This is a genomic window from Streptomyces sp. NPDC054770, assembly GCF_053611985.1.
In genome coordinates this window covers 25,257-51,971 of record NZ_JBSHBL010000034.1, presented here as the reverse complement: position 1 = coordinate 51,971, position 26,715 = coordinate 25,257, and the positions used below count along the sequence as shown (strand labels likewise).

General features: G+C 67.1%; 10 protein-coding genes and 5 pseudogenes. 5 read left to right on the top strand and 10 right to left on the bottom strand.

What is annotated here, in order from left to right:
* Positions 1-87 precede the first annotated feature (87 nt).
* Positions 88-8,529 (bottom strand): ricin-type beta-trefoil lectin domain protein, encoded by an 8,442-nt coding sequence (locus ACWGKQ_RS27140; RefSeq protein WP_453294564.1) that lies wholly within the window; start codon positions 8,527-8,529, stop codon positions 88-90.
* A gap of 558 nt (positions 8,530-9,087) precedes the next feature.
* Between ACWGKQ_RS27140 and ACWGKQ_RS27135 the strand changes: the two genes are divergently transcribed.
* From ACWGKQ_RS27135 to ACWGKQ_RS27120, 4 genes are all read left to right on the top strand, one after another.
* On the top strand, positions 9,088-12,915 hold the full coding sequence (locus ACWGKQ_RS27135; protein ID WP_453294563.1) for a LamG-like jellyroll fold domain-containing protein: 3,828 nt from the start codon (positions 9,088-9,090) through the stop codon (positions 12,913-12,915).
* A 212-nt stretch (positions 12,916-13,127) separates the two neighbouring features.
* Complete coding sequence (locus ACWGKQ_RS27130) at positions 13,128-14,804, top strand: hypothetical protein (RefSeq protein WP_453294562.1); 1,677 nt, start codon at positions 13,128-13,130, stop codon at positions 14,802-14,804.
* 153 nt (positions 14,805-14,957) lie between these two features.
* On the top strand, positions 14,958-15,092 hold the full coding sequence (locus ACWGKQ_RS27125) for a hypothetical protein (protein ID WP_453294561.1): 135 nt from the start codon (positions 14,958-14,960) through the stop codon (positions 15,090-15,092).
* 690 nt (positions 15,093-15,782) lie between these two features.
* Complete coding sequence (locus ACWGKQ_RS27120) at positions 15,783-16,409, top strand: XRE family transcriptional regulator (RefSeq protein WP_453294560.1); 627 nt, start codon at positions 15,783-15,785, stop codon at positions 16,407-16,409.
* A gap of 40 nt (positions 16,410-16,449) precedes the next feature.
* On the opposite strand, the gene ACWGKQ_RS27115 is transcribed toward ACWGKQ_RS27120, so the two are convergent.
* On the bottom strand, positions 16,450-17,583 hold the full coding sequence (locus tag ACWGKQ_RS27115; protein WP_453294559.1) for an IS630 family transposase: 1,134 nt from the start codon (positions 17,581-17,583) through the stop codon (positions 16,450-16,452).
* 600 nt (positions 17,584-18,183) lie between these two features.
* Between ACWGKQ_RS27115 and ACWGKQ_RS27110 the strand changes: the two genes are divergently transcribed.
* The gene (locus tag ACWGKQ_RS27110; RefSeq protein WP_453294558.1) at positions 18,184-19,011 is read left to right on the top strand and encodes an SAM-dependent methyltransferase; all 828 of its coding nucleotides are present in this window, start codon (positions 18,184-18,186) and stop codon (positions 19,009-19,011) included.
* 140 nt (positions 19,012-19,151) lie between these two features.
* Here the strand turns inward: ACWGKQ_RS27110 and ACWGKQ_RS27105 are convergent.
* The 8 genes and pseudogenes from ACWGKQ_RS27105 to ACWGKQ_RS27070 form a co-directional block, all read right to left on the bottom strand.
* A pseudogene (locus tag ACWGKQ_RS27105) lies at positions 19,152-19,496 on the bottom strand (transposase); the annotation flags it as partial.
* Positions 19,497-19,906: 410 nt separating this feature from the next.
* Complete coding sequence (locus ACWGKQ_RS27100; protein ID WP_453294557.1) at positions 19,907-20,251, bottom strand: MerR family transcriptional regulator; 345 nt, start codon at positions 20,249-20,251, stop codon at positions 19,907-19,909.
* 365 nt (positions 20,252-20,616) lie between these two features.
* Positions 20,617-20,911: pseudogene (locus ACWGKQ_RS27095) on the bottom strand (hypothetical protein); the annotation flags it as partial.
* 59 nt (positions 20,912-20,970) lie between these two features.
* Positions 20,971-22,785: pseudogene (locus ACWGKQ_RS27090) on the bottom strand (thiamine pyrophosphate-dependent enzyme).
* A 14-nt stretch (positions 22,786-22,799) separates the two neighbouring features.
* Positions 22,800-24,382, bottom strand: a pseudogene (locus ACWGKQ_RS27085) (FMN-binding glutamate synthase family protein).
* Positions 24,383-24,636: 254 nt separating this feature from the next.
* Positions 24,637-25,125: a GNAT family N-acetyltransferase gene (locus tag ACWGKQ_RS27080; RefSeq protein ID WP_453294556.1), complete on the bottom strand. Its 489-nt coding sequence runs from the start codon at positions 25,123-25,125 to the stop codon at positions 24,637-24,639.
* A gap of 717 nt (positions 25,126-25,842) precedes the next feature.
* Positions 25,843-26,565, bottom strand: coding sequence for a transposase (locus ACWGKQ_RS27075; protein ID WP_453294620.1), 723 nt, complete (start codon positions 26,563-26,565; stop codon positions 25,843-25,845).
* A pseudogene (locus tag ACWGKQ_RS27070) lies at positions 26,463-26,693 on the bottom strand (transposase family protein); the annotation flags it as partial. The pseudogene ACWGKQ_RS27070 and the gene ACWGKQ_RS27075, both read right to left, overlap by 103 nt.
* Between the last annotated feature and the right edge of the window lie 22 nt (positions 26,694-26,715).

Sequence of the window (26,715 nt, the reverse complement as noted above, 5' to 3'; positions counted from 1 at the left end):
TGCAGACGCCTGCGCACCACTGACGCTGCCACCAGGGGCTCCCAGGGGCTCCGCTTGAGTGGCACAGCCGGAGCCCCTCCACACATCCTAGGGCCAGGTACCGTCGGCCCCCCAGGTGTATCTCACTTCGACATCCGTCTCGTCCATGAAAGCAATCATCATTCCCTGACATCTTGAGCATGGCACCTGAAGCCCACGAAGGGTCAGCACATCTCCTGGCTCCAGTGGGATATGCATCAACAAACCGAAGTATTCGTCGCCCGGTATGACCTGCTGCTTGCCGAGTATGCCAAACATTCGCATGAGCCGATTCTCGGTGTTTGTTGCTGCCTGCTGATTCCAACCCGACAAGGTCTTCTCCGCTGGCGTGGAATTACCACTCCACAGGCCGCCAGAAACCTTCAGGTCTCCATTCTTGTCACGAAGCTCGTAATCCAGACGATGCCCGGCGTCCTTCGGCAAATGGTTCCACGTGACCGAACAGGAATCCGGACCATTGGAGTTGTGGACCAAGATCGGGATGCCGCCCGCCACGACATAGTACGTGTGGAGTTGCTGGACGGTGAGGTTCCAGCGATTTGCCGTGCCGGGTGTGGGCTGGGTGGTGATGACGTAGGCGTGACCATTGGTGGCGGTGTTGAGGGCGTCGCCGTGGTGGAGTTTACCGGCGGCGACCCAGGTGTGGGTGGTGTCGTCCCAGAACGGGTGGTTGGCGGTGGTGTGGAGGGTGGCGGTGTGGCCGCTCTTGGTGCGGATGGTGACGTCGAGCAGATCGTGGTCGTGGTTGATCCACACGTGCTGGACGGTTCGGGCGCCTTGGTGTCTTCCCGTCTTGGGGTTGGCGGCTTGAACCTTGTCACCGGTCTTGATCTTGCCGATCGGCATGGTCTTGCCGTCACCCATGAGGATGGGAGTGTCCGGGGCGAAGCTGCAGCGGCTCGAATGCGACTCGGGGGCGGACTTTGTGCCCGCGTTGCCGGTTTCCGGTTCGCTGGGCTTGGTCGCTGCAGCGTCCGCTTCCTTGGCGTGTTCCTGTGCGTTGGCACGCTTCGCCGCGACTATGTCGGCTTCGTCGGCGGCAGCTTCGTTGAGGGAGTCGGATGCGGCCGCCGCGTTGCCTTCGAGAGCCCCGTCACCGGCGCCTTCCAGGTCACGCGCCGCACCGCTATCGACGGCTCCGATCCCGTCGTCGAGGCCGCCCGAGTACACTCCGCCAGCGACGTCGCATGCGTCCTGGTGGGGATTTCCTCCCTTCAAACCATTCCCAAAAGCCTCGAAAGTTCCGGCTTCGCAGAGGGCGAAATCCCAGAGGGGCTCGATGACGACCTTGACGACGATCTTCGCGGGGTCGTGCTTGTAGCTGACCGTCGGTCCGCATTCTCCGAATCGGCCGCAAGCGTATGGATTTCCTGGGGTGGTGGGACTGCTGCTACTCCCACTACCGCTGCTCGTGGTGGCGCCGCTGCTCGACCCGCCGCCCGAGCCCGCTTGCCCGCTGCACTTGCTCCAACCGCCGCTGCACTGTGTGCCGTCGTTGTTGACCAGGATGGTTCCGGTCGGGTCGCTTCCCGATGCCGGGTTGTCGCCGGCGTAGGTGTAGCCACCCATCTGATTGGGGTCGCCCGCCTCGAAGACCGGGTCGGGGGTGAGGAAGTGGCCCTGGGCGGGGTCGTAGTTGCGGGCGCCGAGGAGGTCCAGGCCGGTGGTGGCGTCGGTGGGCTGGCCGAGGTAGCCGTGGTTCTCGTCGGCAGCCACCCAGGTGGTGGGCTTGGTGCCGCGGATGTTGCCGTAGGGGTCGTAGTAGCGGCGGGTGACTGCCAGGGTGCTGGCGTCGATGGCGGTGGTGGCGGTGCCCTGGGCGTTGGCGACTTCGTAGGTGACGCTCCCGCTGCTGGAGCGGCAGATGGTGGTGCCGTCCGGGCCGTGGTAATAGCGCAGCCCGGTCCAGGTTTTGGCGGAGACGTTGAGGGTGATCTGTTCGGTGCCGCCGAACAGATACAGGATGCGTGTCTTGGCGGTGCCGTCGAGGCTGCTGGTCTGTTCCAGCAGGTTGCCGTCGGCGTCGTAGAGGTAGCTGCTGGTGTTGGTGTCGGTGCCCGAGCCGGTGGCGACGGTGGCGGTGCGGCCCTCGGCGTCGTAGGTGAAGGTCTGGGTCTGGCCGGGCGCCAGGGCTCCGGTGCCGGCAGTGGTCCAGGTCTGGCCCGCGCTGCCGCAGGTGGCGAGGGTCAGTTGGGTGCGGATGGTGGCACTTGCGCCGGGGTCGGTCACGCACATCGCGCTGTTGGCGTTGCTGACCAGGGTGCCGGTATTGGTGACCTTCCACTTCTGGGTGGCGTCGCTGTTGCAGGTGTCGATGACCAGGAGGGTGCCGGCGGTGGTGGCGTTACCTGTGGTGTCCAGGCACATGGTGCCCAGCACCTTGACGGTGCCGTCGGTGCCGATCGTCCAGTTCTGGGCGGCGGAGGCGTTGCAGGTGTAGGTACGGACAACCCCGCCGGGGGTGGTGGAGGCGCCTGCGTCGTCGATGCAGAGCTTCCCGCCTCCGGAAAGGGTGAAGCCGGTGTTGAGCGGGCCGGTGGTGGTGGTCTTCCGGCTGATGGTGTCGCCGGCGTTCTTGTTGCTGTAGGACGGGTCCGTGTAGGAGGGGGTCCAGGTCGCCGTGCCGGTGGTCGGGTTGCTGCTGGTCGTGGTACCGGCCTGGTCCGGGAGCGTGGCGGCCGCGGTGCCGTCGGTTCCGGTGTAGGCGGTGGTCTGTGTGGTGTTGTTGGCCGCGGTACCGGTGGTGTCGTGGTTGACCATGCTCGTGCGGTCGCCGAGCAGGTCGTAGGTGTACGTCTGCCAGTACGCTGCCGGGCCACCGACTGTGCCGGCTGTGACCGGGGCCGTGGTGGTGGTCTGCACGGAGCCGGTGGTGCAGCCGCCGACGGCTCCGACCTGGGAGTTGGTGGAGTCGGTGATGCCTGCGGTGTCCGTCCAGGCGGCGGTCAGGCGCTGGAGGGAGTCGTAGGTGAAGCACTGGGTGTCGTGGGTGGTGTTGTTCTGCTGGTCGTCGATCGCGGTGATCTCGCCGGCCTGGTTGTAGCGGTAGTTGGTCGTGTCCAGGGGGGTGGTGGACGTCTGCAGTTGGCTTTCCGTCTGGGTGACCCGGCCGGTGGTGACGTCGTACTGGGCGTAGTTGACCAGTTCCTTGCCGGTGGGGCCGTAGTTGGTCTGCAGGACCCGGCCGAAGGGGTCGTGGACGGTGGTGTCCAGGTAGGAAGGGAGGTTGGACAGGCTGATGGCACCGCCGAAGCCGTTCAGGTTGCCGTTGACCGTGTAGCCGAAGTTAACAGTCTCGGCGGGCAGGTTTCCGTCGGCCTGGTAATGAGTGCTGGACAGCAGCCCCACCGTGGGGGTGTAGTCGGCCGTCGTGGTGTAAGTGACGGTGCCGCTGCTGGGGGCGGTGGACTGCCCGGCCGCGGCGAAGCCGTCTGAGGCCGGGACGGTCAGGGTGCTGCCGGTCGGCTGATAGGCCGTGTTGTAGCCGGTGACTGCCTGGATATACGCCGATCCCGACTTCCCGCCGACGTACCGGGTGGATGAGGTCGGGTAGCCCTTCGCGAGCGTGTCGTACTCCCAGGAGGCAAGTTCCTTGGTGGGATCCGGTGTGGCCGACCACGCGCCCTTGTACTCGGCTGTGGGGCGGTTGTCCCAGTCGTAGCTGTAGGACAGAACCTGTCCGCGTGGGTCGGTGGTCTGTTGCAGGTTGCCGGCGACGTCGTACTGGTCGTAGCTGGTGGTGCCGGTGTTCGGGTCGGTCTGGGAGGTCTTCTGGCCCAGGAGGTTGTAGTGGTAGGACCAGGTGTTGCCGGCGCTGTCCTTGATCGTGTCGATCTGGCCGGCTGGGGTGTAGGTGTAGGTGGTGGCGGTGTCGGCCTCGCTGGCCAGGTGCCAGGTGTCGGTCTTCCAGATCGCGGCACCGGTGCTGTCGTAAAGCACCATGTTGGCGTCGTTCTGAATCTGCATCGCGGTGCCCGTGGTGGTTCCGGTCGACCACAGCGTGGTGGTGGCGCCCGCGTTGGAGACGACGAAGTTGCCGTCGCTCCGCAAGGTGGCAAAGGCTCCCGGGTTACCGGAGGTGCTGGTCGACCACAGGGTCTTGCCCGTCGCGAGGGAGGTCAGTACCAGGTTGCCGTCAGCCTGCATGGCCAGCCGGGTGCTGTCCGAGGTCAGCGATGTGCCTGATGGGATGACCTGGCCCTGGGCGAGTTTGACCGTGCTGCCGGTGTTCTTGACGACGCTTTTGGTGGTCTGTCCCAGTGCGTTGGTGTAGGTCGCGGTGGAGCGGCCGCCGGCCGGGGCGGTGGTGTCGGTCTCGTCGGCCCCGGGGTAGGTCGTGGTGGTGTGCCACTGCGGAATCGCCGTGTGCCACAGCGTGCTGGTGGTCGCGCGGCCCTCGCCGTCGTACCCGGTGGTGGTCTCCGACGGGATCTGGTTCTCGTTCGCCGCATACAGGGTGGTGGAGGGGGAGTTGTTCGGATCGGAGTAGGGCGCGAACGACGCGGTCTGCCAGCCGTGTGAGTCGTAGAAGTTGTCGGAGATGATCCGGCCGGAGTTGGTGTCGCCGTCGGCCGTGGCCTGAGTCTGGCGGGGCTGCAGCATTCCGTCGTAGATGGTGATCGACGCGGCGTAGGTGCCGTCCTCACGCAGCGTCTTTGTCGTCACCGCGGAGGGATCGCCGGGCGAGGTGACGCTCCCGCTGGGCCCGACAACCGCGCCGGGGTTGATCGAGTAAGCGAACGTCTCGTCCGCGCTTTGGCCGGACGCCTTGTTCCGGCCCGGCAGCCAGACGGCCGTGCGCCGACCGAGAGCGTCGTAGTTGATGTCGGTGATGCGATTGTTGGCGTCGAGGTTCTCGGTGGCCAGGCCACGCAGCGGGTCGAGGGTGGAGGTGACCGTCCAGTTCTTGGAGTTGGTGGTCGTGATGCTGGTGGGGTTGGTGTTGCCGCCGAACGGGCTCCAGGCGGGGCTGAAGTCGGTGTGGGTGTTCTGCCCGGTGGCGTCCAGGGCATCGGTGACCCGGCCGGCCCCGTCGTACTTCATGGCCGAGCTGGTCTGCCAGTTCTCCGTGATCCCGGTGTAACCGGTGGCGGTGCGTACGGCGGTGGCCTGGCCAATGGCGGTGCTACTGGTCTGATCAAGCTGCCCGAACGTGCCCAGGTTGGTGAGGGTGCCGTCACCGTCGTAGTAGATCTTCTTGTCCGCCAGCAGCGTGCTCGCAGAGGCCGCCGTGCCGCAGGGGCCGCTGACGGAGGTGACCTGGTCCGGGTAGGACAGGGTCATGGTGTTGCTGGACGACGGCGCCGCATACGTGGTGGTGGCGCACTTCTCCTGCGCGGCCACGCTCACGTCCCCGTGGGCGTCGATCGTTGAGACGCGGCCCTGGCTGTCGTAGGTGGTGTCGGTGCGGGTGTGGCGCCATGTCCCGTTGGCGAGCAGCGCGTAGCCGTGCGACTGTGTGGTCTTGATCCGCAGAGCGATCAGATCGGGGAGGGTCGACAGGTCCGGTTCGCTCTGGCCGGGGTTGTCGTCCTGGGTCCAGTCCGTCCACGGGGTCTGGGCGGCGTGGGCGGTGGTGGTGAAGGTGAACGGGCCGTTGACGGTTACGGCATTGACGGTGCCCCCCGCCGCCGTGTAGGTGTCGCTCTGAAGAGCTTGGCCGGCGAGTTGGTTGGCATCGGTGACGGTCTGGACCGTGGAGCCACCGACCTTGGCGTCCACGCTGACCGAGCGGCGGGTGCCGTCGGCCTTGTAGTCGCCGTCCATGCCTTGCAGGTAGGTGGTGGTCTGCTGGGTCACCGGCTCGGGAGCCTGACCAGTCTGCACCGTGACCGTGCGGAAGCCGCGGAACTGGTCCCACGTGCGGTACTGGTCGTCCGTCTGGGCCGAGTCGTCCCGGTGCCAGGCGGGCCCGGCGTAGCTGTAGGTGGAGACCTGTATCTCCGAGCCCGCGGCGTTGCTGTTCGTGGAGTTCGGCTTGTACTGGGAGGCGATCGTCCGGTCGGATGCCGTGACGGTGTGCACGGTGGTCTTGTTGAACCAGTCCGCGATCGGCTTCGATGCGCCCGGCACCGTCCAGTAGACCGGATAGCAGGAGTTGGTGTTGCCGTCCGCGGCCGAGATCGACAGCGTCTTGTTCGCGCACGGGTTGGTGTTGTAGTCGACGGCGATGGACTCGCCGGTCTCGGTCTGGATCGAGGAGATCCTCGGCCGGTACAGCGGCGGCGCGGACGGGGAGGTGTCGTTGACACGGTTGTCGATCTCGGTACCGGTGAAGGAGACCTGGTTGAGCTTGATGGCGCTGTTGCCATTGCCGTAGGTGTCCTTGCCGGTGTGCTGGATCGACTGCAGCCACATCACGGCCTGCAGTGAACCCGCGTCCTTGGGGTCAATGGTGGTACCGGTGACCGGGTCGACCGTCCCGCCCGCGTCCGAGTACACCTGCCCCAGCTGGTAGCTGTCCACGTCGACGAGATCGTCCGTCGAGGAATCCTTGACGTGGACTTTGGTCGTGATGCTGTCCAGCCGGGTGGTGGACCAGAACGTCGGTCCGGCGGTCACGCACACGTTCGTGGGCACGGAGGTGGACCCGGACGGCAGGGTGGTGCTGTCGGTGGAGTCACAGTGCAGGTCCCACGGCACATCAGGCCAGTGCGGGGCCGTGTTGTCGTTGAGGTTTCCGGCCGAGCAGTCGGTGAAGGTGTCGGTGGTCTGGCAGCGCTGCTTGGAGGTGAAGACCACCTGACCGGCGGGCTTGCGGCCGGTCTGCTCATCGGTGAGCTTGTAGCCGTAGGAGACGGAGTCGAGCTTGCCGCCGCGGACGTACGAGGTCAGGGTGCCCGAGTCACCGGTCGCGGCCTGGCCGCCGCCCAGGTCGTAGTAATTGGTCTCGGTCGTGTAGTCGTAGCGCTGGAGGAACCCGCTCGGCGAGACGACGAAGTCCAGGTTCCAGCGCCAGCCCTCATGCTTGTCGCACTGCGACGCCTTGCCTTTGGCCGAGTCGTAGCACGGGTCGCTCGATTCCGGGTGCAGTACCGGCACACCCCAGGCGGAATCGGTCGAGGAGTCGCCCGGAGTACCGGACTGCATCGCCCCGGAGGGTCCGGGGCCAGTCGGGGAGTGGTCGGCACCGAAGTACGCGGCAGTGCCGTCCGTGGTCAGCAGCCGGAAGTAGACGCCGTCGTGCAGGCCGTTGGCGGCTCCGGACAGCTCCTGGACCAGGGTGCCGTCGTCGCCCTGCAGCCGCCACTGCTTTATCTCGCCCGGCACGCTGGAGTCGACGCCGTCGGGCACCAGCTGCCCGGAGTGCGAGCCGAAGGAGACCGTGGCGTTGTCACCGGCCCAGCACTGGTCCCCGGATCCCTTGAGGATCTTCTTGCCGCTGCTGTCCAGCAGAGCGCCGCAGGAACGATACGTCCGCTCGACGAAGCCCGGCTGGTAGTCCCAGCCGTCACCGATCCAGGACGCCTGGGAGTTCCGGGCCGAGGTCTCCCCGTCCTCGGACTGCGAGTCGTAGGACAGCGCCACCGACGGGGCGTTCCCGCCGACTGCGGACGGGACGTCGATCGGGTAGGAGTAGGTGAAGGCGCCGGTACCGGAGGTCTGCCAGCTCCCCGAAGGGTTCAGGGAAGTTGCCGCGTAGGTGCCCTGGGAGCCGGAGCTGCCGGAGGTGACCTCCACGGTCGTCGTGTTCGCCGTGGTGGTGTTCGCCGACAACGACATCGGCTCGGCCGTACCGCTCGCGGCATGTGACGTCGCGGCGCGGGAGGAGCCGAGGGAGAGTGTGGCGGTCAGCTGGTCCGCTGTCGCTCTGTTGGTGAAGGTGATGGGGGTCCGCGTCCCACACTGCTTCAGCTGAGGCGTGGTCATCGCACAGGCCGGAACCTGGAACAGCCGCAGCCGTGAACCGAACCCACCGCCATACGCCTTGGCAAGCGAGGAATAGTCGATGACCACGCGCACCCGGCCGCCACCGGACTTCGCATCGGCGCGAGTGAAGGCGAGGAGCATGCCGTCGGCGCCTGCCCGCAGGGTCTGGGCGTGCGACGCGACCTTCACCTTGACCGCCGCCGGGCCGGATGCCTTGGCGGACCCTGATTTGTGCTTGGCGGCAGGTGCCGGTGACACCCACACCGGTAGGGCACCGGCCTTGACGGGCTTCGTCACCGGAAGGACGCGGGTGCTCGGGGAAGGCGTGAATGCCGCCTTGGGCGATGCAGCGGAGGCGCCGGCGGGACTGGGTGGCAGGACCGGCGTCGCCGCGGTGGCGGAGGCGGTGTTGCCGGATGCGATGGTGCGCGTCAGGGAGACAGTTTTCGTACCGGCCTTCGGCCACACCGGCTTGACGGCCTGATAACGGCTCGCCGCCTTGTAGCCCTTGGGGTGGACGGTGGCGGGTTGGCGGAGGGTATGACTGCCAACTGCCGGGGTCTTCGGCAGGGCTTTCGGGTTCCACACCGTGCCCTTGAAGCGGTATGGCCCAACGACCACGCCGGCGGCCACCGCAGTGGGCACGAGAAGAGTCAGCAACGCGACAGCTGTCGTCGCGAGAGTCAGCGCTCTCCCCCAGACCCGGTACTGGACGCTCGCATACCAACGCCGCTTGCCGCTCACTGAAATCCCCCCACGACCAGCGGTCCTGACAGACCGTCGTCCCCCCACCACGCCCGCTGCGTGATCGTCGGGAGGCTATTGATAGGGGCCCGGTCAACTCAATACCCTGTGCCGGCGATGTGACCATGACGTATGCCAACTGAGTGCCTGATGTGCACTTTCCGTGAAGTCGCGAACATCAACACCTGATGGCAAACCGGACACCACGCACACCGTTCGCCACAGCTTCAACATCCATCGATGTGGCGAATATCACGAACGCAAAGCATTTGCAAAAAGAGGGGGAGTTGCTAAGTGTTGTCCGGATATTCCCGAAAGCAGCGCAGGAGAAGGGAACTGACGCGCCGTCTGGCGCTGATCCCCGCGCTGGCAGCGTTGTTGCTCACTGTTCCCGCTACGCCGGCAAGCGCCGGCGAGTCATCCCCGAGTGATCCGATGCTGGCCGCTCAGGCGGAGGCCGTCGCCAGCGGTCACGATGCGCCCGTCGATTCCCTCACGACGGAGACCTCCACCGTCACCGCCAACCCTGACGGCACGTTCACCTCCACCACCAACGTCATGCCGGTAAGAGTCCTCAAGGACGGCGCCTGGACACCCGTCGACGCCACTCTGGCCACGAATGCGGACGGAACCCTCTCGCCGAAGGCCACGCCGAACGACGTCACCCTGTCGGGCGGCGGCAGTGGCCCGCTGGTCACACAGACCAACGAAGACGGGCACAGCATGGCTCTGACCATGCCCTTCACGCTGCCCGCGCCCGTCGTCAGCGACGACACCGCCGTCTACAGGTCGGTTCTGCCCGGCGTGGATCTGTCCGTGTCGGTCACCGACCAAGGCGGCTTCAGCGACGTACTGATCGTCCACGACGCCGCAGCCGCAACCGACCCGCACATCAAAAAGCTCACCGAGGCCGCCTCCACCCAGGGCCTGACCCTCTCCTCCACGGACTCGGGCGGCATGAACGCCACCACCGCGGACGGCACCGTCGCCTACACCAGCCCGCGCCCGCTGATGTGGGACTCCAGCACCACTTCGAACGTACCGGCGACAACCGCACCCGCCTCGGACACCACGACGGCCAGCGATGCCCCTACGGCATCCTCCGCCGACGGCCCCGGTGAGGGAGCCAACGTCAACACGGTGCCGATGAGCACCACGTCCAGTGGAATCACACTGACACCGGACACAACCGTGCTCAACGACCCGGACACCACCTACCCGGTGTACATCGACCCGTTCGACAACCCGGTCAGCAAGAATTCCGGCCACTACGACGAGGTGTATTCCAGCTCGTCCTGCTCCGACAGCCCCCAGTACGACAAGCTCCAAACCAACGGTGAGGGCGTGGGCTACCAGCGCTGGGGCGGCGTCTGCGGCACCGGACTCGAGCGCTCCTACTACGCCATCCCCACCAGTGGCCTCGACCCATCGATGCACGTCTACGACGCCCTCATCACCGTTCTCTCCACCTACGCGGCAAGCTTCGACTGCTCAAAAGACCAGCCGATCACCCTCCACACCACGGGGTCGATCGACTCCGGCACCGACTGGAACAACAAACCAGGCACGGTCGACGACAGCTACGACCCCGTCAAAACAACGATTCCCGGTGCGGCCAATTCCGGCAGCAGCTGCAGCAACCACACCGCGACCTTCAAGGTCCCCGACCAGGCCCAGCGGATAGCCCAGTACCACAGCGCCGCCGGTGACTACTGGACAGTCGGTCTCTTCGGCAACGAGACCATCTCCTCCGGCAACGATGACTACCTGCGAATGTCCGCTTCCCTCGCGATGACCGTGAAATTCGACATCCCACCGGACGTCCCGACAAGTCTCCTGACCACGCCGCCCGCGAACGGAGCAGCCGGTTCCTGTGTCACCAGCGGCGACGGCTGGATCGGCGCAGTCACCTACTCCGGCGCCGGAAGCAACATCCAACTGCACGCCAAGATCAAGTCGAACGTCTCCGGCGAGAACGTCAGGGCGATCTTTCACGTCTGGGACCGGACCGTCCTCGACTCCAGCGGCAACGCCCGGGACGAGGGAAGCCCCACCACCGGCTACGCCGCGGCGGAGACCGCCAGAGACGTCAGCTTGCCCATCGGGTTCACCCTCAAAGACGGCCACGAGTATGGCTGGGACGCCTACGCGCAGGACAACAACGCAAAGCCCCTGTCCTCCGACATCAGCGATCACTGCTGGTTCAAGACCGATTTCACCCCACCCGACACACCCGACATTGCCAACAACGCATCATTCCCACCCGTGGGCACCGGCCCTGCCAATCCAGTGGTCTATGCCGCACCACGAAAGACCACCAGCTTCACCGTCACCGCAGCGGACGGAGCCGCGTCCGACACCAGTTGCACGCCGAACGCCTGCATGTCCAGCGGCATCGACCACTTCCTGTGGCAGTTGGACAGCCAGCCCACCGCCCTCACCGGCACCCCGGCCGCTGTCACCAGCAGCGACAGCTCCGGCACCGCGACCGGAACAATCCCGGTTCCGATCACCAACTGGGGTGTTCACACTCTCTACGTGGCCGCAATCGACGCGGCTGGAAATATCTCCCAAGCCCCCGCCAGCTACACCTTCACCGTCCCCTGGAACCCCGACACCAAGATCACACCAGGGGACATCAGCGGCGACGGCGTCCCCGACCTTCTCGCCACCACAAAGACCGGTGACCTCGAACTGATCCCCGGCAACACCGACCCCGCCCAGAACGCGGCCCCCGCCCAGAGCGATCCGATCACCGGCACAGCGCCCGCGATCAACGGCCCGGTGCTCGTCTCGACCCCTGCGGGCTCACCCGACGGAAGCAGCTGGAACAACTACCTCATCGCCCACCGCGGCAATCTGAACGGTGCCACCTACGACGACCTCATCGCATACAACCAGCACAATCAGCAGCTGTACGTGGTCAAGAACGACCTCGACCCGGCAGCCGGCGGTGCGACCTACTCGACCTATCCCGGGTTCCTCGGCAAACGGTCCCCCGAAGTACTGGACAAGCCCAGCTGTGACACGACCATCGTTCCCGACAGCCGCTGCGGCGCCGCCGGATACGACAAATCCACCCCTTGGAAGATCAGCCAGCTCGTCGCTCCTGGCGACCTCTACGGGGGAGGCTTCCCCGCAATCATCACCGTCGAGAACGGCGAACTCTGGTACTACCAGGTCACTGGAGGACCAGCTCTGAGCTACCCGATGCTCCTCGGCGACGGTGACTGGACCGGCATGACCCTGATCGCTCCCGGCAAGGTCAACGGCACCCCGACTCTATGGGCCCGCGACAACTCCACCGGCGCTCTCTACACCTACTCGCTGGCCCACGACTCCACCGGGCTCCCTCCACTCCTGCACGCCTCCACCCACACCGCCCTGCCCCTCACCCTGCCTCCGACGACTTACCCCAAGATCGCATCCTCCGGCGACGTGAACAGCCTCTCCGGCGGCCCGGACGGCAACCCCGATCTCAACGTAACCGACACCCACGGCGAACTGATCGAGTACCCAGGTACAGCGCCGACCAGTACCACCGCCAACTTCGCCGCCCCTGTCTCCCTGGGCACCGCCGCCAACGCCGCGACTCACTGGTGGAACCTTGACGACGGCACCGGCAACACCGCCGCCGACTGCGCCACCGCCACAGACTCCGACTGCAGCCACGGCCTCCCCGCGTCCCTCAACGGCGCCTATACCTGGAGCAGCGACTCGACTCGCAGCAAGTACATCAACCTCAACGGCACCACCGGCCATGCCAACACCTCCGGGGCTGCCGTGGACACCTCGCGGGGCTTCACCGTCTCCGCCTGGATCAAGCTCAATTCGTCGTCCGCCAATTCGACATTCGTCTCGCAGGACGGGGCCGTCAACAACGGCTTTCAGCTGTACTACTCCTCGGGCGCCCAGGCGTGGGCCTTCGGCAGACACAGCACCGACGCGAGCGGTGCCGTCTGGCAGGCCACCTACGGCAGCAAGCCCGTCATAGGCAAATGGACACACCTGGTAGGCGTCTTCGACGCCACCAACCAGGAAATCCGGCTCTACGTCGACGGCAAGCTCACCGCCGCCAAGGACTGGACCTACACTCCCTGGAACGCGACCGGCTCCCTCCAGATCGGCCGCAAACTCTCCTCCGGCGCCTACGGCGAGTACGCCAACGCAGGCATCAGCGACATCCACATTTACAACACCGCCCTGCCTCCCGCCGACGCAGCCGCTACCGGTGACAACCCCGCCATCAGCCAACTCGACTGACCACTGAGGGACGTTCAGGCGCTCGACCGAGTCACTGCGGTCGAGCGCCTGCCAGGTCCGACGGGACGATCACGCAGCAGACCTACGTACCGAACCGTCAGAGCACACCCCTACAGTTCTCGATCACCTGACCGATCCAAGAGCGCCGAGGGACCGCAGTCCGGGCCTCGCGCTCCCGCTTGCAGAGACGACCAGTCCTCTGGGGGACCATCATGAGACGCAGCGCCTTCCTGGCGGCGGCCACGGCAACCGCACTGACCGCCAGCCTGTTCACGGGCCTCTCCCCGGCCTGGGCGGACGGCACCACCGGCGGCCCCGTCCTGGTCGACGCCAACGGCTGGAACGAGCCAGGTCTGGTCTTCGTGACCGCGCACTCCGACAGCCCGATCACCCACATCACGGCCCACTTCTATCCGCTGGACGCACCGGACGGCACCCAAGAGGCCGGATCGACCGAGGACTTCACCCAGTACTCCGGACAGGACGCCACATCCGGTACCTGGCGGGCGCCGGTCCACCTGGCGGACCTCCGTGACTACCGGGTGACCGTCGATCTGCAGGACGCCTCCGGCGCCACCGTCACCGGCGCCCTCTCCCCTGACCCCCTGCGGTACCGGACCATCCTCACGATCTCCGGTCTCACGGCCACCCCGAGTGTGCCGGACTACCTCCACCAGCAGGTCTCCGTCAGCGGCATCGTCGTCGCCCGGGATCCCCGCACCCCCGACACCCCGACTCCCGCCGTCGGCACCCCCGTCGACGTCGTCGCCGACACCGGACTCGGCCGGACGATCACGACCGCGACCGTCGGCCCCGACGGCCGCTTCACCGCCGCCTACGTCCCCACCGAGCAGTCCTTCCGGCTGTCCGCCGCACCCCAGGCCTCCAGTAGCTACCCGGGAGCGATCGACCTGTCGACATACCCCACCCAGTGGCTGCACACCACCCAGGCACCGGTCCGCTTCACGGCAAGCACCCACGCCCTGAACTTGGCACAGGGCGCCACCGGAACCGTCACCGGCCACGCCGAGATTCAGACCACCGCCGGCTGGCAACCGCTGCCGAACACCGCGATCACCCTTGAGGGCTCCTCGGTGGTGGCCGGGCAGACGACCACCGACAGCCGGGGCGACTACACCCTGCGTGTCTCCTCGGAGAGCCCCGCCCCGAACGCCGAACTCTTCGCCGGCGCCGACTACATGCCCTTCCAGCAGGTCGCCACCCAACCCTTCAGCCTGCACGTCGCCTACACCACCCACACCGACATGAGCGCCGACCTCAACGACGACGGATCCCTGAAGGTCTCCGGCTACGTCTACTACGAAGACACGCGCGCCAAATGGCCCGCCAAGCCCACCGTCACCCTGCAGTACTCCGAGGACGGCAAGACCGGCTGGAAGAACGCCACCACCGTTCCCCTCCCGATCCGCCACAACAAACCCCTGACCCTGGAGACGTTCGCCCGCACCCTCACCGCGCCGGACACCGACGCCTACTGGCGGGCCCACTTCGACGGCAACCCCGACCTGGGCACCAGCACCACCAAGCCCGTCCACCTCTACCGCTACGCCACCCGTATCACCGGCTTCCACGCCTCCCCCGACCCGGTCCGCAAGGGACAGCCGATCAGCTTCGGCGGCACCCTCCAGTACAAGAAGGGCAACACCTGGAAACCGCTCACCGACGACGCCTGGCCCACCCTCTACTTCAAACCGCGCGGCTCCAGCACCTACCACTACGTCTGCGAGCTGGACACCGACAAGAAGGGCCACCTCATCGGCATGGCGACCGCCAAGCAGGACGGCACCTGGGCCCTCGCGCTCAGCCGAGAGACCGGAAACCACTACCTCAGAAGCGCCCGGGTCACCGACTACGTCGACGTCCGCTAGCCGTTGCCCGTGGCGACGGCACCTGGACCCACCTCGTCGCCACCTTCCGGGCACCAGTCCCGGGAGGCTCCACCAGCGGCAACATGGCCCTCTACCAGCACGGCACCCTCAACCGGACCGCCACCAACCTCAGCCCCCCCGTACGGCTCCTCCATGCCCCTGACCACCGGCGGCTGCATCAACAGCGCCCCCGCCACCACCCCCTACCTGGCCTTCCCCGGCTCCGTCGCCGACGTCCACGTCTACCCACGCACACTCTCGGCGACCGAAGCCAGCGCACTGCACTGACCCACCGCCGAACCAGGGCCCGCGCCGACTCCGACAGGAGCAGCGCGGGCGCCCACATCCGCGGCAACCGCCAGCCACACCCAGCCGGCGAACGGACCGACACCGTCGAACGCTCCACCGAAGACCAGCTTGCGGGCCCATCCAGGAGATCACGCCCGCCAGCGCAACCTCCGAGCACAGGCGCGTTGCAGACATCGAAGCGGCAAACCACAGGCGCATCCACCGGGAAGCCGCCACAGAAGAGGCCCGCATCAAGTACGTCTGGGCTCAGCGCGCGCGATATCCACCACCGCGCCAGCCATACCGCCGAGCCAGACCAAAACACAACCAGCCGACGGGGGTTTCATCACGCTGCCAGCTGTCACGGGCGGGTCACAAACCCCGTGGACACCCTCTCGGCACAGGATCTCGAAGCTGGACATATATGCCCGCACAGGACTGGATGGACGGCGCTGGATGGCTTCTACGACATGTGCCAGGTGGTACCCAGTGAGGGACCGAGGATCAGGACAGGTGCGTCTTCTGGCCCGTCAAAGCGGTATTGCAGGGTGTTCATCGGTGTCTCACTCACCCGCCTGAGCCTCTCATCTGTCACGAGATCTCACATCGCCGGGGTGAACCTAGTGCCGCATCAAACAACGTTTGCCTGGTTATGGGAGACCGCCCCGTCGGTTGGGGGAGAGTGTGGCTGTGGAGACAACTGCCAACCGCGCGCTGACGGCGGACGTGATCGCGGCACTGAGGTACTGGCCCGGTGTCATATGGGTAGGTCAGAAGCATCCTCCGGACCCGGTGGACATGACCGTCCTGCCGCCCTTCTTCAACGAGGTGCTGCAGGAACTTCCGTGGTGGAACCGCAACTGGAAAGTCGACCGCGTCCAGCCGGGACTTCCCGCAGAGACTGGGGATCACCTTTGCGATCCCGCCGTGAGGTTCACCGAGGTGTCGATCCCGGGAACGGTCGCTTCCGGCAACGGCGAGAGCCTGCCGTTCGTCGCGAAGGTCGGGTTCATGGGCGACCGGCTGATCCGCTTCCAGGCCAAGATCGGTGACGTTGTCATCGGCCCGGCCGTTGCCCCTGCCGGGCGGTCGGAGCCGCATCCGTTCGGACGGATACTCACCGGATTGATGGACCTGCGCGGGATTCCGGTCAGGGACATGGCCAGGGCCGCCGGACTGTCGATGTCCACCATCCATATGCTCCGCCGCGGGCACAACCCGAATTTGCTGCAGGCCCGCCTGATCGCCGGGATCCTGGACATGTCCGAAGCGGACGTCAGAGTCATCGCCGGACTCGACGACGGCAGCACGCAGTAGTTGACAGGTGGCGGCGTCACGATGCGGCCTTGGCGCTGCGTCAAGCGGCGTTCGCCCTGGTGACGACTTCGCGTAGGCGCTCGTCGGCGGCGTGCTTGTTCCGCCAGATGATGTACCGACGGATCATGCTGCCTTGCTCCTTGTGGCTCGCGTGGTCAGTGCCGTCGAGAGCGAAGTAGCGCAGGGCGGTGAACTGGGCCTCGATCCGGTTCAGCCAGGAACTGTTGGTCGGGGTATAGGCGATCTCGACGTTGTTCGCTGCTGCCCACGTTCCGACCCGTTGGCAGCGCTTCGTCGTCAGGTGCGGCGAGTAGTTGTCGCAGACGATCGCGATGTGCACGTCCGCCGGGTGCAGCGAGCGCAGGTAGCGGCAGAACTCCAGGAACTTGGAGCGGTTCTTGGTCCTCTTGACGTGGCCGTAGAGCTGGTCCTTGGCAATGTCGTAGGCGGCGAACAGGTGCCGGACCCCGTACGGGCGGGTGTAGGTGGCCCGCCGCCGGGGTCTGGGCTCGCGATCGGGGTCCTTGCCCTTGCCGCCGCGTTCGGCCCACTGCCGGCCGGGATGCGGTTGAAGGTTGAGCGGGCCGAACTCATCCATGCAGAAGACAACTTCGGGCTCGCCTTCCTCTGGTGTGACCTCGCCGTCGGCGATCGCGTAGAGGTGTTCGACGCGGGCCTTCTTCGCTTCGTAGTCGGGATCCTTCGAGGTCTTCCAGGTCTTCACACGTTGAAACGAGACACTCTCCTCGCGGAGCAGGACCCGAAGGCCCTCGTGGCTGATGTCGTCGACCACCCCCTCGGCGACCAGGAAGTCGGCCAGCTTGGCCAGGCTCCAGGTCGAGAACGGCAAGCCGTGCTCGGCCGGCTTGGACTTGGCGATCTTCTTGATCTCCCGGCGTTCCGGGAGAGTGAACGTCCGCGGGCGGCCGCCCCGGTACTTCGGGTAGAGCGAGTCGAAGCCGTCGGCGTTGAAGTTGTGGATCACGTCCCGGACCCGGTCCGCGCTGGTGAACGTCACCTCGGCGATCTTCGCCACGGGCATGCGCTGGGCGGACAGCAACACCATCTGGGCTCGGCGCCAGGTCACCACCGAACCCGTACCCCGGCGGACGATCCGCAGCAGCCGCCGCCCCGCGTCGTCATCGATCTCACGGACCTGCACGCGTTCAGCCACGTGATCATTCTGACCGCCCGGAGCCACTATCCGCAGCACCCGGGCGACTCGTCACGAGAGGGCGAATGTTGCCTGATGCGGCACTAGCGGGTCTTGTCCTACTCCGGCGCTGCCGGACTCCCCGACGAGAGTCCAGGTATATGTTCACGGGCGTGTGCTCGTGGCCGTGTCGAGAGTGGGTCCTCCGGGCGCGTGCCCTCCCTCCGTCGCTACGAGCAAGGCTTTCCTCCTTGGTCACGGCCTCCGGGGGGGGCGGGTTGCAGCATCGAGTGTGGTGGCACGGACGAGGCTCGGCGTGACTCGTCTGGAAACCTTCCGGAATCCCGCCCATCAGCAGCTTGAACGCCACATGGTGAACAAGACCTGTCCTCGATCGGTAGAAGACTTGGCCGTAGCCGGATGCCCCCGGTTATAGCCACCGGTCTGCAACCAGCAGCCGGACGGGTCTGCTGCAGCTTCGGGTGACAGGTTGACCTGTCAAGGGGTAAGTCAGCGGACCCATGCGTTTGACACCGAGCCCGGGCATCCATGCCCTCGCGCCGCACGCGACCGACCGGAGGATCCCAAAACGAGGGTCCGCAGGCGACGTTGCGGGAAAGAATGGCAGGCATGACGTACGAAGGCTCCTCCATCGACCCAGCCAAGCCCAGCATCGCCCGCGTCTACGACTACCTGCTCGGCGGCAAGGACAACTACGCCGTGGATCGTGAGATCGGCGACGTGTTCAGGCGCGACCTGCCCGGTTCGGTGGCCATCGCCTTCGCCAACCGCGCGGCCCTGACCCGGGCGGTCCGGGAGATCGCGAAGACCACCGGCATTCGGCAGTTCATCGACCTGGGCAGTGGCCTGCCGACCGCGGACAACGTTCACCAGGTCGCGCAACGGCACGCCCCCGAGTCCCGGGTCGTCTACGTCGACATCGACCCCCAAGTACTGGTCCACGGCCGAGCGCTGCTGGAGAACAACGACCGGACCCGCGTCGTCGCGGTCGATGTGCGCAACCCCGAAGGCATCCACACCCACCCCGACACCCTGGAAATCATCGACTTCACTCGTCCCGTCGCCGTCATCCTCAGCGCCATCCTCCACCACGTCAACGATGACGAGGACCCGGCCGGCATCGTCCGCTACTGGCGAGACCACGTCCCCTCCGGAAGTTACTTCTTCATCAGCCACTTCCGCTCCGGCAACAACCCGGAGACCGCGGAGGCCGAGAAGGTCCTCCAGCAGACGTTCGGCCGCGGCCGGTGGCGCACCGACGCGGAGATCGCCTCCCTGCTGGACGGCCTGGAGATCCTCGACCCCGGGATCGTCCCCGCGTCCCTGTGGCGTCCCGACGAGAGCGACAATCCGTGGAACAGCGGCGAAAGACGAGAGCTCACGGTCTGGGAACACCTCATCGCCGCCGGACTGGCCCGGAAAGCCTAGACGTGATCCCCGGATGACGACCGCCGGGCAGCTGCGCCTGCGGCGGCAGGTCGCCGGGGTGGCGAAGCTCCTCGGCAATCGACGCCGGCATCCTCCCCGATGGCCGGACGAGCCACGCGTTCAGGCCCAGGCTGAGAGGATCACCTGCTCAGGGTCAAGCCGGTGTCGGCAAGGCAGCCGTCGATCACGTCCGGCCGGTACTGGAGCCCCTTGAGCCGGTGCTTGACCGCACGGGTGACCTCGCCGAGGTTGGCAGCGGCGAGGTTCCCGATGTCCCGCTTGACCAGAGACCAGACGCCTTCGGTCGGGTTGAGGTCGGGTGCGTCAGTGGGCAACCGGACGACGGTCAACCACTCCGCATTCGCGTCGATGAACTGGCGAAGTGGCTCCGTCAGGTGCATCCGGACGTTGTCCCGGACCAGCACGATCGGGCCGCCGAGCTGGATGCGGACCCGCACGATCAGGTCGCGGAAGTCGCGCCAGCCGGAAGCGAGCCACGGCCTGCAGACCTATCGGACCCACCCGGCTCTTGTCAGGCAAACGAGCCGACATCACGCTTTCAAGTTCAGTGGCGCGGCCGCACTTCTCCGACCACGTGGGCAGGGGGTAGGGGGGTCGATCTCTGTAGGTACGAGCGAAAGACTCTGATCGAACTCCCCATCGCCGACATTTACGCCGATCTTGCTGCCGCTCGTGCCCGAAGGGGAGCACGTCGTGTTGGCTGAGATGGCCGACGCCCGCTCAGCTCGGTTGCCGCTGACGTCAGTCCGCTGTTGCGCCGAGCTTCCTCGACGTCACCTTCCCAACTGGGCATCGGCGCACTGTCATCGGGGTCAGGGAAGGTGATGCTCGTCCGTCGGCGGTGCATCGGTTGCCTGGGGTCCGAGCGTTCTGATCAGGCTGATGTCCTCGGCTGAGGCTGGCCGCCCTCGGCGCGCAGTTGATCGTTGATGCGCTGCGCCTCTTCGAGCTGGTCTTCGAGGATGACGATGCGGCAGGCGGCCTCTATGGCGGTGCCCTGGTCGACGAGTTCTCGTGCGCGGGCGGCGATGCGCAGCTGGTAACGGGAGTAGCGGCGATGCCCGCCGTCGGAGCGCAGCGGGGTGATCAGACGGTGTTCACCGAGGGTGCGGAGGAAGGCAGGGGTGGTGCCGAGCATCTCGGCGGCCCGGCCCATGGTGTAGGCGGGATAGTCATCATCATCGAGGGGGCCGACGGGACGGGAATCGGCAGGCGGCATAGACCTCTTCTTTCAAGACGCGTCGGGGGGCCCGGCTGCCAGAACGGCACCCGGGCCCCGAGCTTTCAACACCATCTACCGGCGCTCTGCGCCGGCCTCTTTTTCCGCAGGTGCCGCCCACGGGGGCGGGCTTGCGGGGATCGCGAATGCGTGACCGGGGACCACCTTCCAATCCGGGGCCTTGCGGTACCCGGGCGGACTGCTCCTCGCCCGGGCGATCCTGATGGCGTTCTGCTCCTTACCTTTCGATTACGCGGATACGGCGGGTGCTGCTCACAGCCCCATCGGGGCCGTGTCCTTCTGACTACCTGCACAGCAGTTCGTGTCTGCTGTGCCCACTTCGACTTCTGGGTACGCAAGCAATGTTAACCCTGCGACGGCGGAATGTCTACTGCCACCATGACAGTTTTTCTCGCTGGAGCGTGCGGGTACTTCTGCGCCGGGTGCACTAGGAAGACGGCGAGGCAGACGGCCATGACGATCTCCAGGCCGTGCTGCCCCACCCGGCCCACGTCGGAGGCCTGAGCCACCGGCAGCGCCGGATTCGGAGTCCCACACCTGGACCTCCACCAGAGCGCCGGCGATCCGCAGACCCAGCAGGATCGGGCCGACGGCGTACTTCCGCGCGCCGGTCACCAGCTCGCTCACCACCAGCCGGGTCACCTCCACGTTCATGGACTCAAGCGGTGCCGACGTCCCGCTCGCCACCCGCATCGACCTCACCTCGACAGGCGGCCGGCCGCGCCTGTCCGGCGCACAGGACTCCGTGAAGCGCACCGTGGAAATGGCTCTCCGTGGCTCCGCACGCCTTCCTTCACCTTGGCCACCGCGAACCCCCACCCCTGCTCGACCGTCGGCTTGGCCGGAACGGCGATCTCGTCGGGATTGGTGAGGACATCGAGCAGGACCGGGCCCGGCGTGGCGAAGGCGCGTCGCACGGCGGGCTCCACGTCGGCCGGGTCGGTCACGCGGATGCCGGTGATGCCCATGGCCTCGGCCACGGCGGCGAAGTCGGGGTTGTCGAGCACGGTGCCGAACTCGGGCAGACCGGCCTGCTCCTGTTCGAGTTTCACCATGCCCAGGCGACGGTTGTCGAAGACGACGAGCTTGACGGGAAGACGGTACGTCTTCAGGGTCATGAGGTCGCCGAGGAGCATGCTCAGCCCGCCGTCCCCGCAGAAGGCCACGACCTGCCGCTCGCGGTCCAGGCACTGGGCGCCGAGGGCCTGGGGCATGGCGTTGGCCATCGAGCCCAGGTTGTAGGAGCCGATGAGGCGCCGCTCGCCGCGCATCTCGACGAAGCGCGAGAGCCACACGGTGGCCATACCCGTGTCGGAGGTGAACACGGCGTCGTCGGCCGCGACCCGGTCGACGGCCGCGGCCAGGGCCTCCGGGCGGATGTCGTGGGCGCGGTTGTCCAGCGCGGAGCGGACTCGGCCCAGGAGGCCCTTGTCGTGCGACGGGTCGGCGAGCCGTGCCTGACCGGCGCGCCACTGGTCGAATCATGCACGCGCCTTGTCCAGGTGGGAGCGGTCGCGGGCGCCGCCCGGACCGGGGCCGGCCGCGAGGTGGCCCAGGAGGTCACGCACGGTGGCGCCGGTGTCCCCGACGAGCCCGACCTCGACCGGTACACGGCGTCCGATGTGGGTGGCCTCGGTGTCGACCTGGATGACGGTCCGGCCTTCGGGATACCAGTCACGGTAGGGGAAGTCGGTGCCGAGCAGGAGGATCGTGTCCGCGTCCTGCAAGGCCGATGCGGCGGCGGGGTTGCCGATCAGTCCCGTCTGGCCGACCTGGAAGGGGTTGGTGCCGTCCTCGTAGCCCGCCTTGGCCTTCAGGGTGAGGACCATCGGTGCGGCCAGACGGTCGGCCAGAGCGAGGACGTCCTCGCGGGCCGCGCGGGCGCCCTCCCCGACGAGCAGGGTGACCCGTTCGGAGCGGTCGAGGAGTTCCGCGGCGCGGCGGACGGCCGACTCGTCGGGCCGGCTCACCGGAAGGTTCAGGGAGAACCGGGACGGCCGGTCGGCGGTCAGTTCCCGCTCGCCCAGGTCGCCCGGCACGGTGAGTACGGCGACGCCCTTGCGGCCGCGTGCCGTGCGCACCGCCGTCTCCAGCATCTGCGGCAGCTGGTCGGGCGAGGTGACGGTGGCGCGGAAGACGGCCACGTCGCTGAAGAGGACGTCGTTGTCCACCTCCTGGAAGTAGTCGCTGCCGAGTTCGGCGAGCGGTACCTGGCCCGCGATCGCCAGAACCGGGGCGTGGCTCTTGGCCGCGTCGTACAGCCCGTTGAGGAGGTGGACCGAACCCGGCCCGACGGTGCCCATGCACACCCCGAGCGTTCCGGTGAGCTGCGACTGGGCGCTCGCGGCGAAGGCCGCCGCCTCCTCGTGCCGACAGCCCACCCATTCCAGACCATCGGTGGTGCGGATGGCGTCGGTCAGCGGATTGAGCGCGTCTCCCACGACGCCGAACACCTGGCGCACGCCGAGTTCGCTCAGCGCGTCCACGATGGCGCGGGCAACAGTACGGGCCACGTGAGTCCTCCGGGTCAGTTGGTGAAGTGGTCGGGGTCGGCGGCGTTCCAGTCGGCCGCCCAGGAGGCCGGCGGCTCGGCGAGCAACTGCCCCGGCTCAAGCCACTCGTACAGTTCCTCGTAGGAGCGCTCGGTGAAGGGGTCGACGCGCCGTCGGAGCATGTGCGGACGCAGTTGGGCGGGGTCGGTGACGCCCATGGCCGCCATGATCTGCAATGCGCTGGCCACGATCGCTTCCTGGAAGCGCTGTACGCGTGCCGTTTTGTCGGGGACGTGGAGGGCGCGGGCTCGACGGGGGTCCTGGGTGGTGACGCCGGTGGGACAGGTGTTCGTGTGGCACCGCTGCGCCTGGATGCAGCCGACGGCGAACATCATCGCCCGCGCGGCGTTGCCGTAGTCGGCACCCTGCACCAGGCGTTTGACCAGGTCTGTCCCGGTGGCGATCTTGCCGCTCGCACCGATCTTGATGCGGTCACGCAGGCCCGTGCCCACGAGGGCGTTGTGCACGGTGAGCAGACCCTCGGTGAGCGGGGTACCCACATGGTCCGCGAACTCCAGCGGCGCCGCACCGGTTCCGCCCTCGGCGCCGTCGACCACGATGAAGTCGGGTGCCGTGCCTTCCTCCAGCATGGCCTTGCACACGGCCAGGAACTGCCGGCGCGAGCCCACGCAGAGCTTGAACCCGGCGGGCTTGCCATCGGACAGGTCCCGCATGCGGGCGACGAAGCGCACGAGTTCGCGCGGGGTGGAGAACACCCGGTGGTACGGCGGAGAGATGACCGTCCGTCCTTGCGGCACGTCCCGGACCCGGGCTATCTCGGCGTTCACCTTGGCGCCCGGGAGCACACCGCCGATGCCGGGCTTGGCACCCTGCGACAGTTTCAGGGACACGCACTTGACGTTTTCGTGCGCGGCCTTGTCGGCGAACTCGGCCGCGTCGAAGTCGCCTTGCCCGGTACGGCAGCCGAAGTATCCGGTGCCGATCTCCCAAACGAGGTCGCCACCGGGACGCAGGTGGTACTCCGACAGCCCGCCCTCACCGGTGTCCTGTGCGAAACCTCCCGCCGCCGCACCCCCGTTGAGAGCGAGGACGGCGTTGGCGGACAGTGAGCCGAAGCTCATCGCGGAGACGTTCAGCAGCGCCATGCCGTAGGGCCGACCGCAGTCCGGACCGCCGATCCGCACGCGCGGCGGAGCCTTCGGGACCGGGCGCGGCGCCATCGACGGCACCAGGAACTCGTGACCGGGCTGGTACACGTCCCGTTCGGTGCCGTACGGTTCCTCCGCGTCGGTGCCCTTGGCCCGCTCGTAGACGATGCTGCGCACGTCCCGGTCGAAGGGGCGTCCATCGTAGTTCCGCTCGATGAAGTACTGCTGAAGCTCCGGACGTATGCGCTCCATGAGGAAGCGGGCGTGACCGAGGACCGGATAGTTGCGCAACACCGAATGGCGGCGCTGCAGCAGATCCCACGCGCCCACCAGACCCAGCAGCATCACCGGTAGGCGACGATCAGCCACCAAGGGGAGAGCCAGGCCGCTGCCAGGGCCGCCAGTGCACCTGCGACGAGAGTCAGGACGACGATTGCGATGCGTGTCACCCCTTGCTCATTGCCGGGCGATCGCTCTGCAGTCCTGGGAAACGTCCTCGGGTCACCGGCGCCGGGGCGGGAGGCGTCCACCGGAGAGAGCGGTGTACGTCGCCGCCGACTCCGAAGACTCTCCGGGAGGCGGAGCAGCGCCGGGGCGATATGTACGACATGCCCCGAGACATCCTGTAGCGGGCGCTTCCTCGGCCGGGTGGACGCGCCACTCGTCGATCTGGAGTCGGTGTCCCGCGAGGCTGCGCCGCGCGTCACTCCGGGGGAATGCGGAACTCGAATTCGGGGCGGTCCCACGGCACGGCGGGCGGGTTCGCGAACGTGGTCCCGGTCCGCACCGCGCCCATGCGGTGGTAGAAGTCCTCGGCCGGAAGATGCGACACGACCTTGAGACGGTCGAGCCCGGCGGCACGGGCCTCGGACAGCATGTGCGCCACGAGCAGCCGTCCGATACCCCGTCCTTGCACTTCGTCGGCGACGAACAGCAGGTCGAGCTCCGGCGGAGCGAGGACGAGCGAGTAGAACCCGAGGACCCGGTCCCCGTGCTCGTCGGCGCCGACGGCCACGAAGGCGCGGTGAGCCTCGATGTAATCGGGACCGACCCGGTAGCCCGCGACCGCGGCCGCGTACTTACCCTGGTAGGCGCCTGAGCCACGCACGAGCCGCGTGAGCCGTTTGGCATCCCGCGCGACGGCTCTCCGTATGGTGATCGGCTGACTGATCCGGGAAGTGCGTGAACTCATCGGGAGAGTATTTCGCACCGGGGAGCACCCTTGGCCGGCGGGTCGGCTGCTCGCAAGCCCCGCCTGGATGGTTCCCGACAGGGCCCCGCCACGTCACCCGCTGTCACATAGTAGTCACACAGTGGCCACCAACCGGACGGGCCCTCCCGGACGTGAAGGCCGTGACCTGCGATTTCGTTCCCGCGATGGAAGGACCGGACGCCGATGGACGGCCGTTACGACCTGTGCCAGGTGGTGCCCAGCGACGGGCCCAAGATCAGGACCGGAGCGTCTTCTGGCCCGTCAAAGCGGTATTGCAGGGTGTTCGGTGGTGTCTCGCTCACCCGTCAGACCCTCTCATCCCTCACGAGATCTCACATCGCCGGTCCCAACCTAAGGGCTCTTGGCCCTCTCACTACGACGGGCCCGGCACTGCCGGAACCCTCGGGGTCCAGGTACGCGTTCTCCGGCGTCTACACGTGACCGTGTCGACGGTGGACCCTCCGGGAGCGTGATCTCCCCCGGTCCCCGCGCCGAAGAGCTTCCTCACGCGTCACGGCTTCCAGGTGATGCGGGTTGCAGCAACGAGCGCGGTGGAATCCCCGTGGCACGGCGTGACCCACCTGAAAGCCTTCCGGGATCTCCCCAATCAGCAGCCAAAACCCCACATGGTGAACGAGTTCCGTCTTCTCCCGGTGGGCGACGGTGCGGCACCCGGACGCGCCCTCCCGATTGCAGCTACCGGCCCACAGCCGGCAGCCGAACTCCGGGTCCACCTCGGCCTTGCGGGCCATACGGCTTGGCAAGTCGCTCGGCTGAAAACCCGCCCCCCCGGCTCACGCCTACCCCTCCGTCGCACCCCCGTGCAAGCTTCTCGGTCGTCTTCACGTTCGTATGTCCGACCCACCGCGCAAGGATGTGATCTGGCACGCCGTTGTTGGCCAGGTAGGTGGGGCAAGACGGACTCGACGGAGACCGAGGATTGCCATGAGCCGGTACGCGCGTCGACGGAGCTGCTTGGTTGTGAAGGCTGCGATCTGCGACGTCCAGCGCGTCGGGGGCCGCCTGGTTGATGGCCTTGGTGAAGGCCATCAACCGGTCACGGCACACGATTTCTGCGCCGGGGTGCTCAAGGAGCCGGGCGGCGACCGTGCTGGTCTCACGATCAGGCAGCACGTCGACCGGCCTGGACGTCTCGATGTCCACGAGGACCGTTCCGTATGTCCGACCCGGCGGAAGGCGAACTCGTCGATACCGAGTATCCGCGGCGCCCGGTCCCTGCGGTCGGCCATGAAGGCGGTCGCGGTAGAGCTCGGCGGTCGTCCGGGCCGGCGCCTGTGGCGTTGATCGCAGGAAAACCGACGCACACTGAGACGGACGATCATCGTGTGCCCGCCTACGGGCAACCCGGCAATGCGGCGCCGATAGCGGCGGTGAGCCCGAGTGGCAGGACGCTCGCACTGCGGACACCTTCCCGGCGGTCCGCACCCCGCTGCGTCCATGACCAAGTTGTCATCGACCGCCACGACCTGCCGCACCATTAGGTGCAGGCCCGGGAAAGGGACATCCTCCAGCGCCTCCGTCTTCATGACGGGGTGATCCCCTGGCGGA

Bases quoted from the DNA above. Each gene is read 5' to 3' on its own strand.
- ACWGKQ_RS27100 (WP_453294557.1), bottom strand. From the start codon at position 20,251: ATGCCGCCTGCCGATTCCCGTCCCGTCGGCCCCCTCGATGATGATGAC.
- ACWGKQ_RS27110 (WP_453294558.1), top strand. From the start codon at position 18,184: ATGGCAGGCATGACGTACGAAGGCTCCTCCATCGACCCAGCCAAGCCC.
- ACWGKQ_RS27135 (WP_453294563.1), top strand. From the start codon at position 9,088: ATGCTGGCCGCTCAGGCGGAGGCCGTCGCCAGCGGTCACGATGCGCCC.
- ACWGKQ_RS27080 (WP_453294556.1), bottom strand. From the start codon at position 25,125: ATGAGTTCACGCACTTCCCGGATCAGTCAGCCGATCACCATACGGAGA.
- ACWGKQ_RS27125 (WP_453294561.1), top strand. From the start codon at position 14,958: ATGCCCCTGACCACCGGCGGCTGCATCAACAGCGCCCCCGCCACCACC.
- ACWGKQ_RS27130 (WP_453294562.1), top strand. From the start codon at position 13,128: ATGAGACGCAGCGCCTTCCTGGCGGCGGCCACGGCAACCGCACTGACC.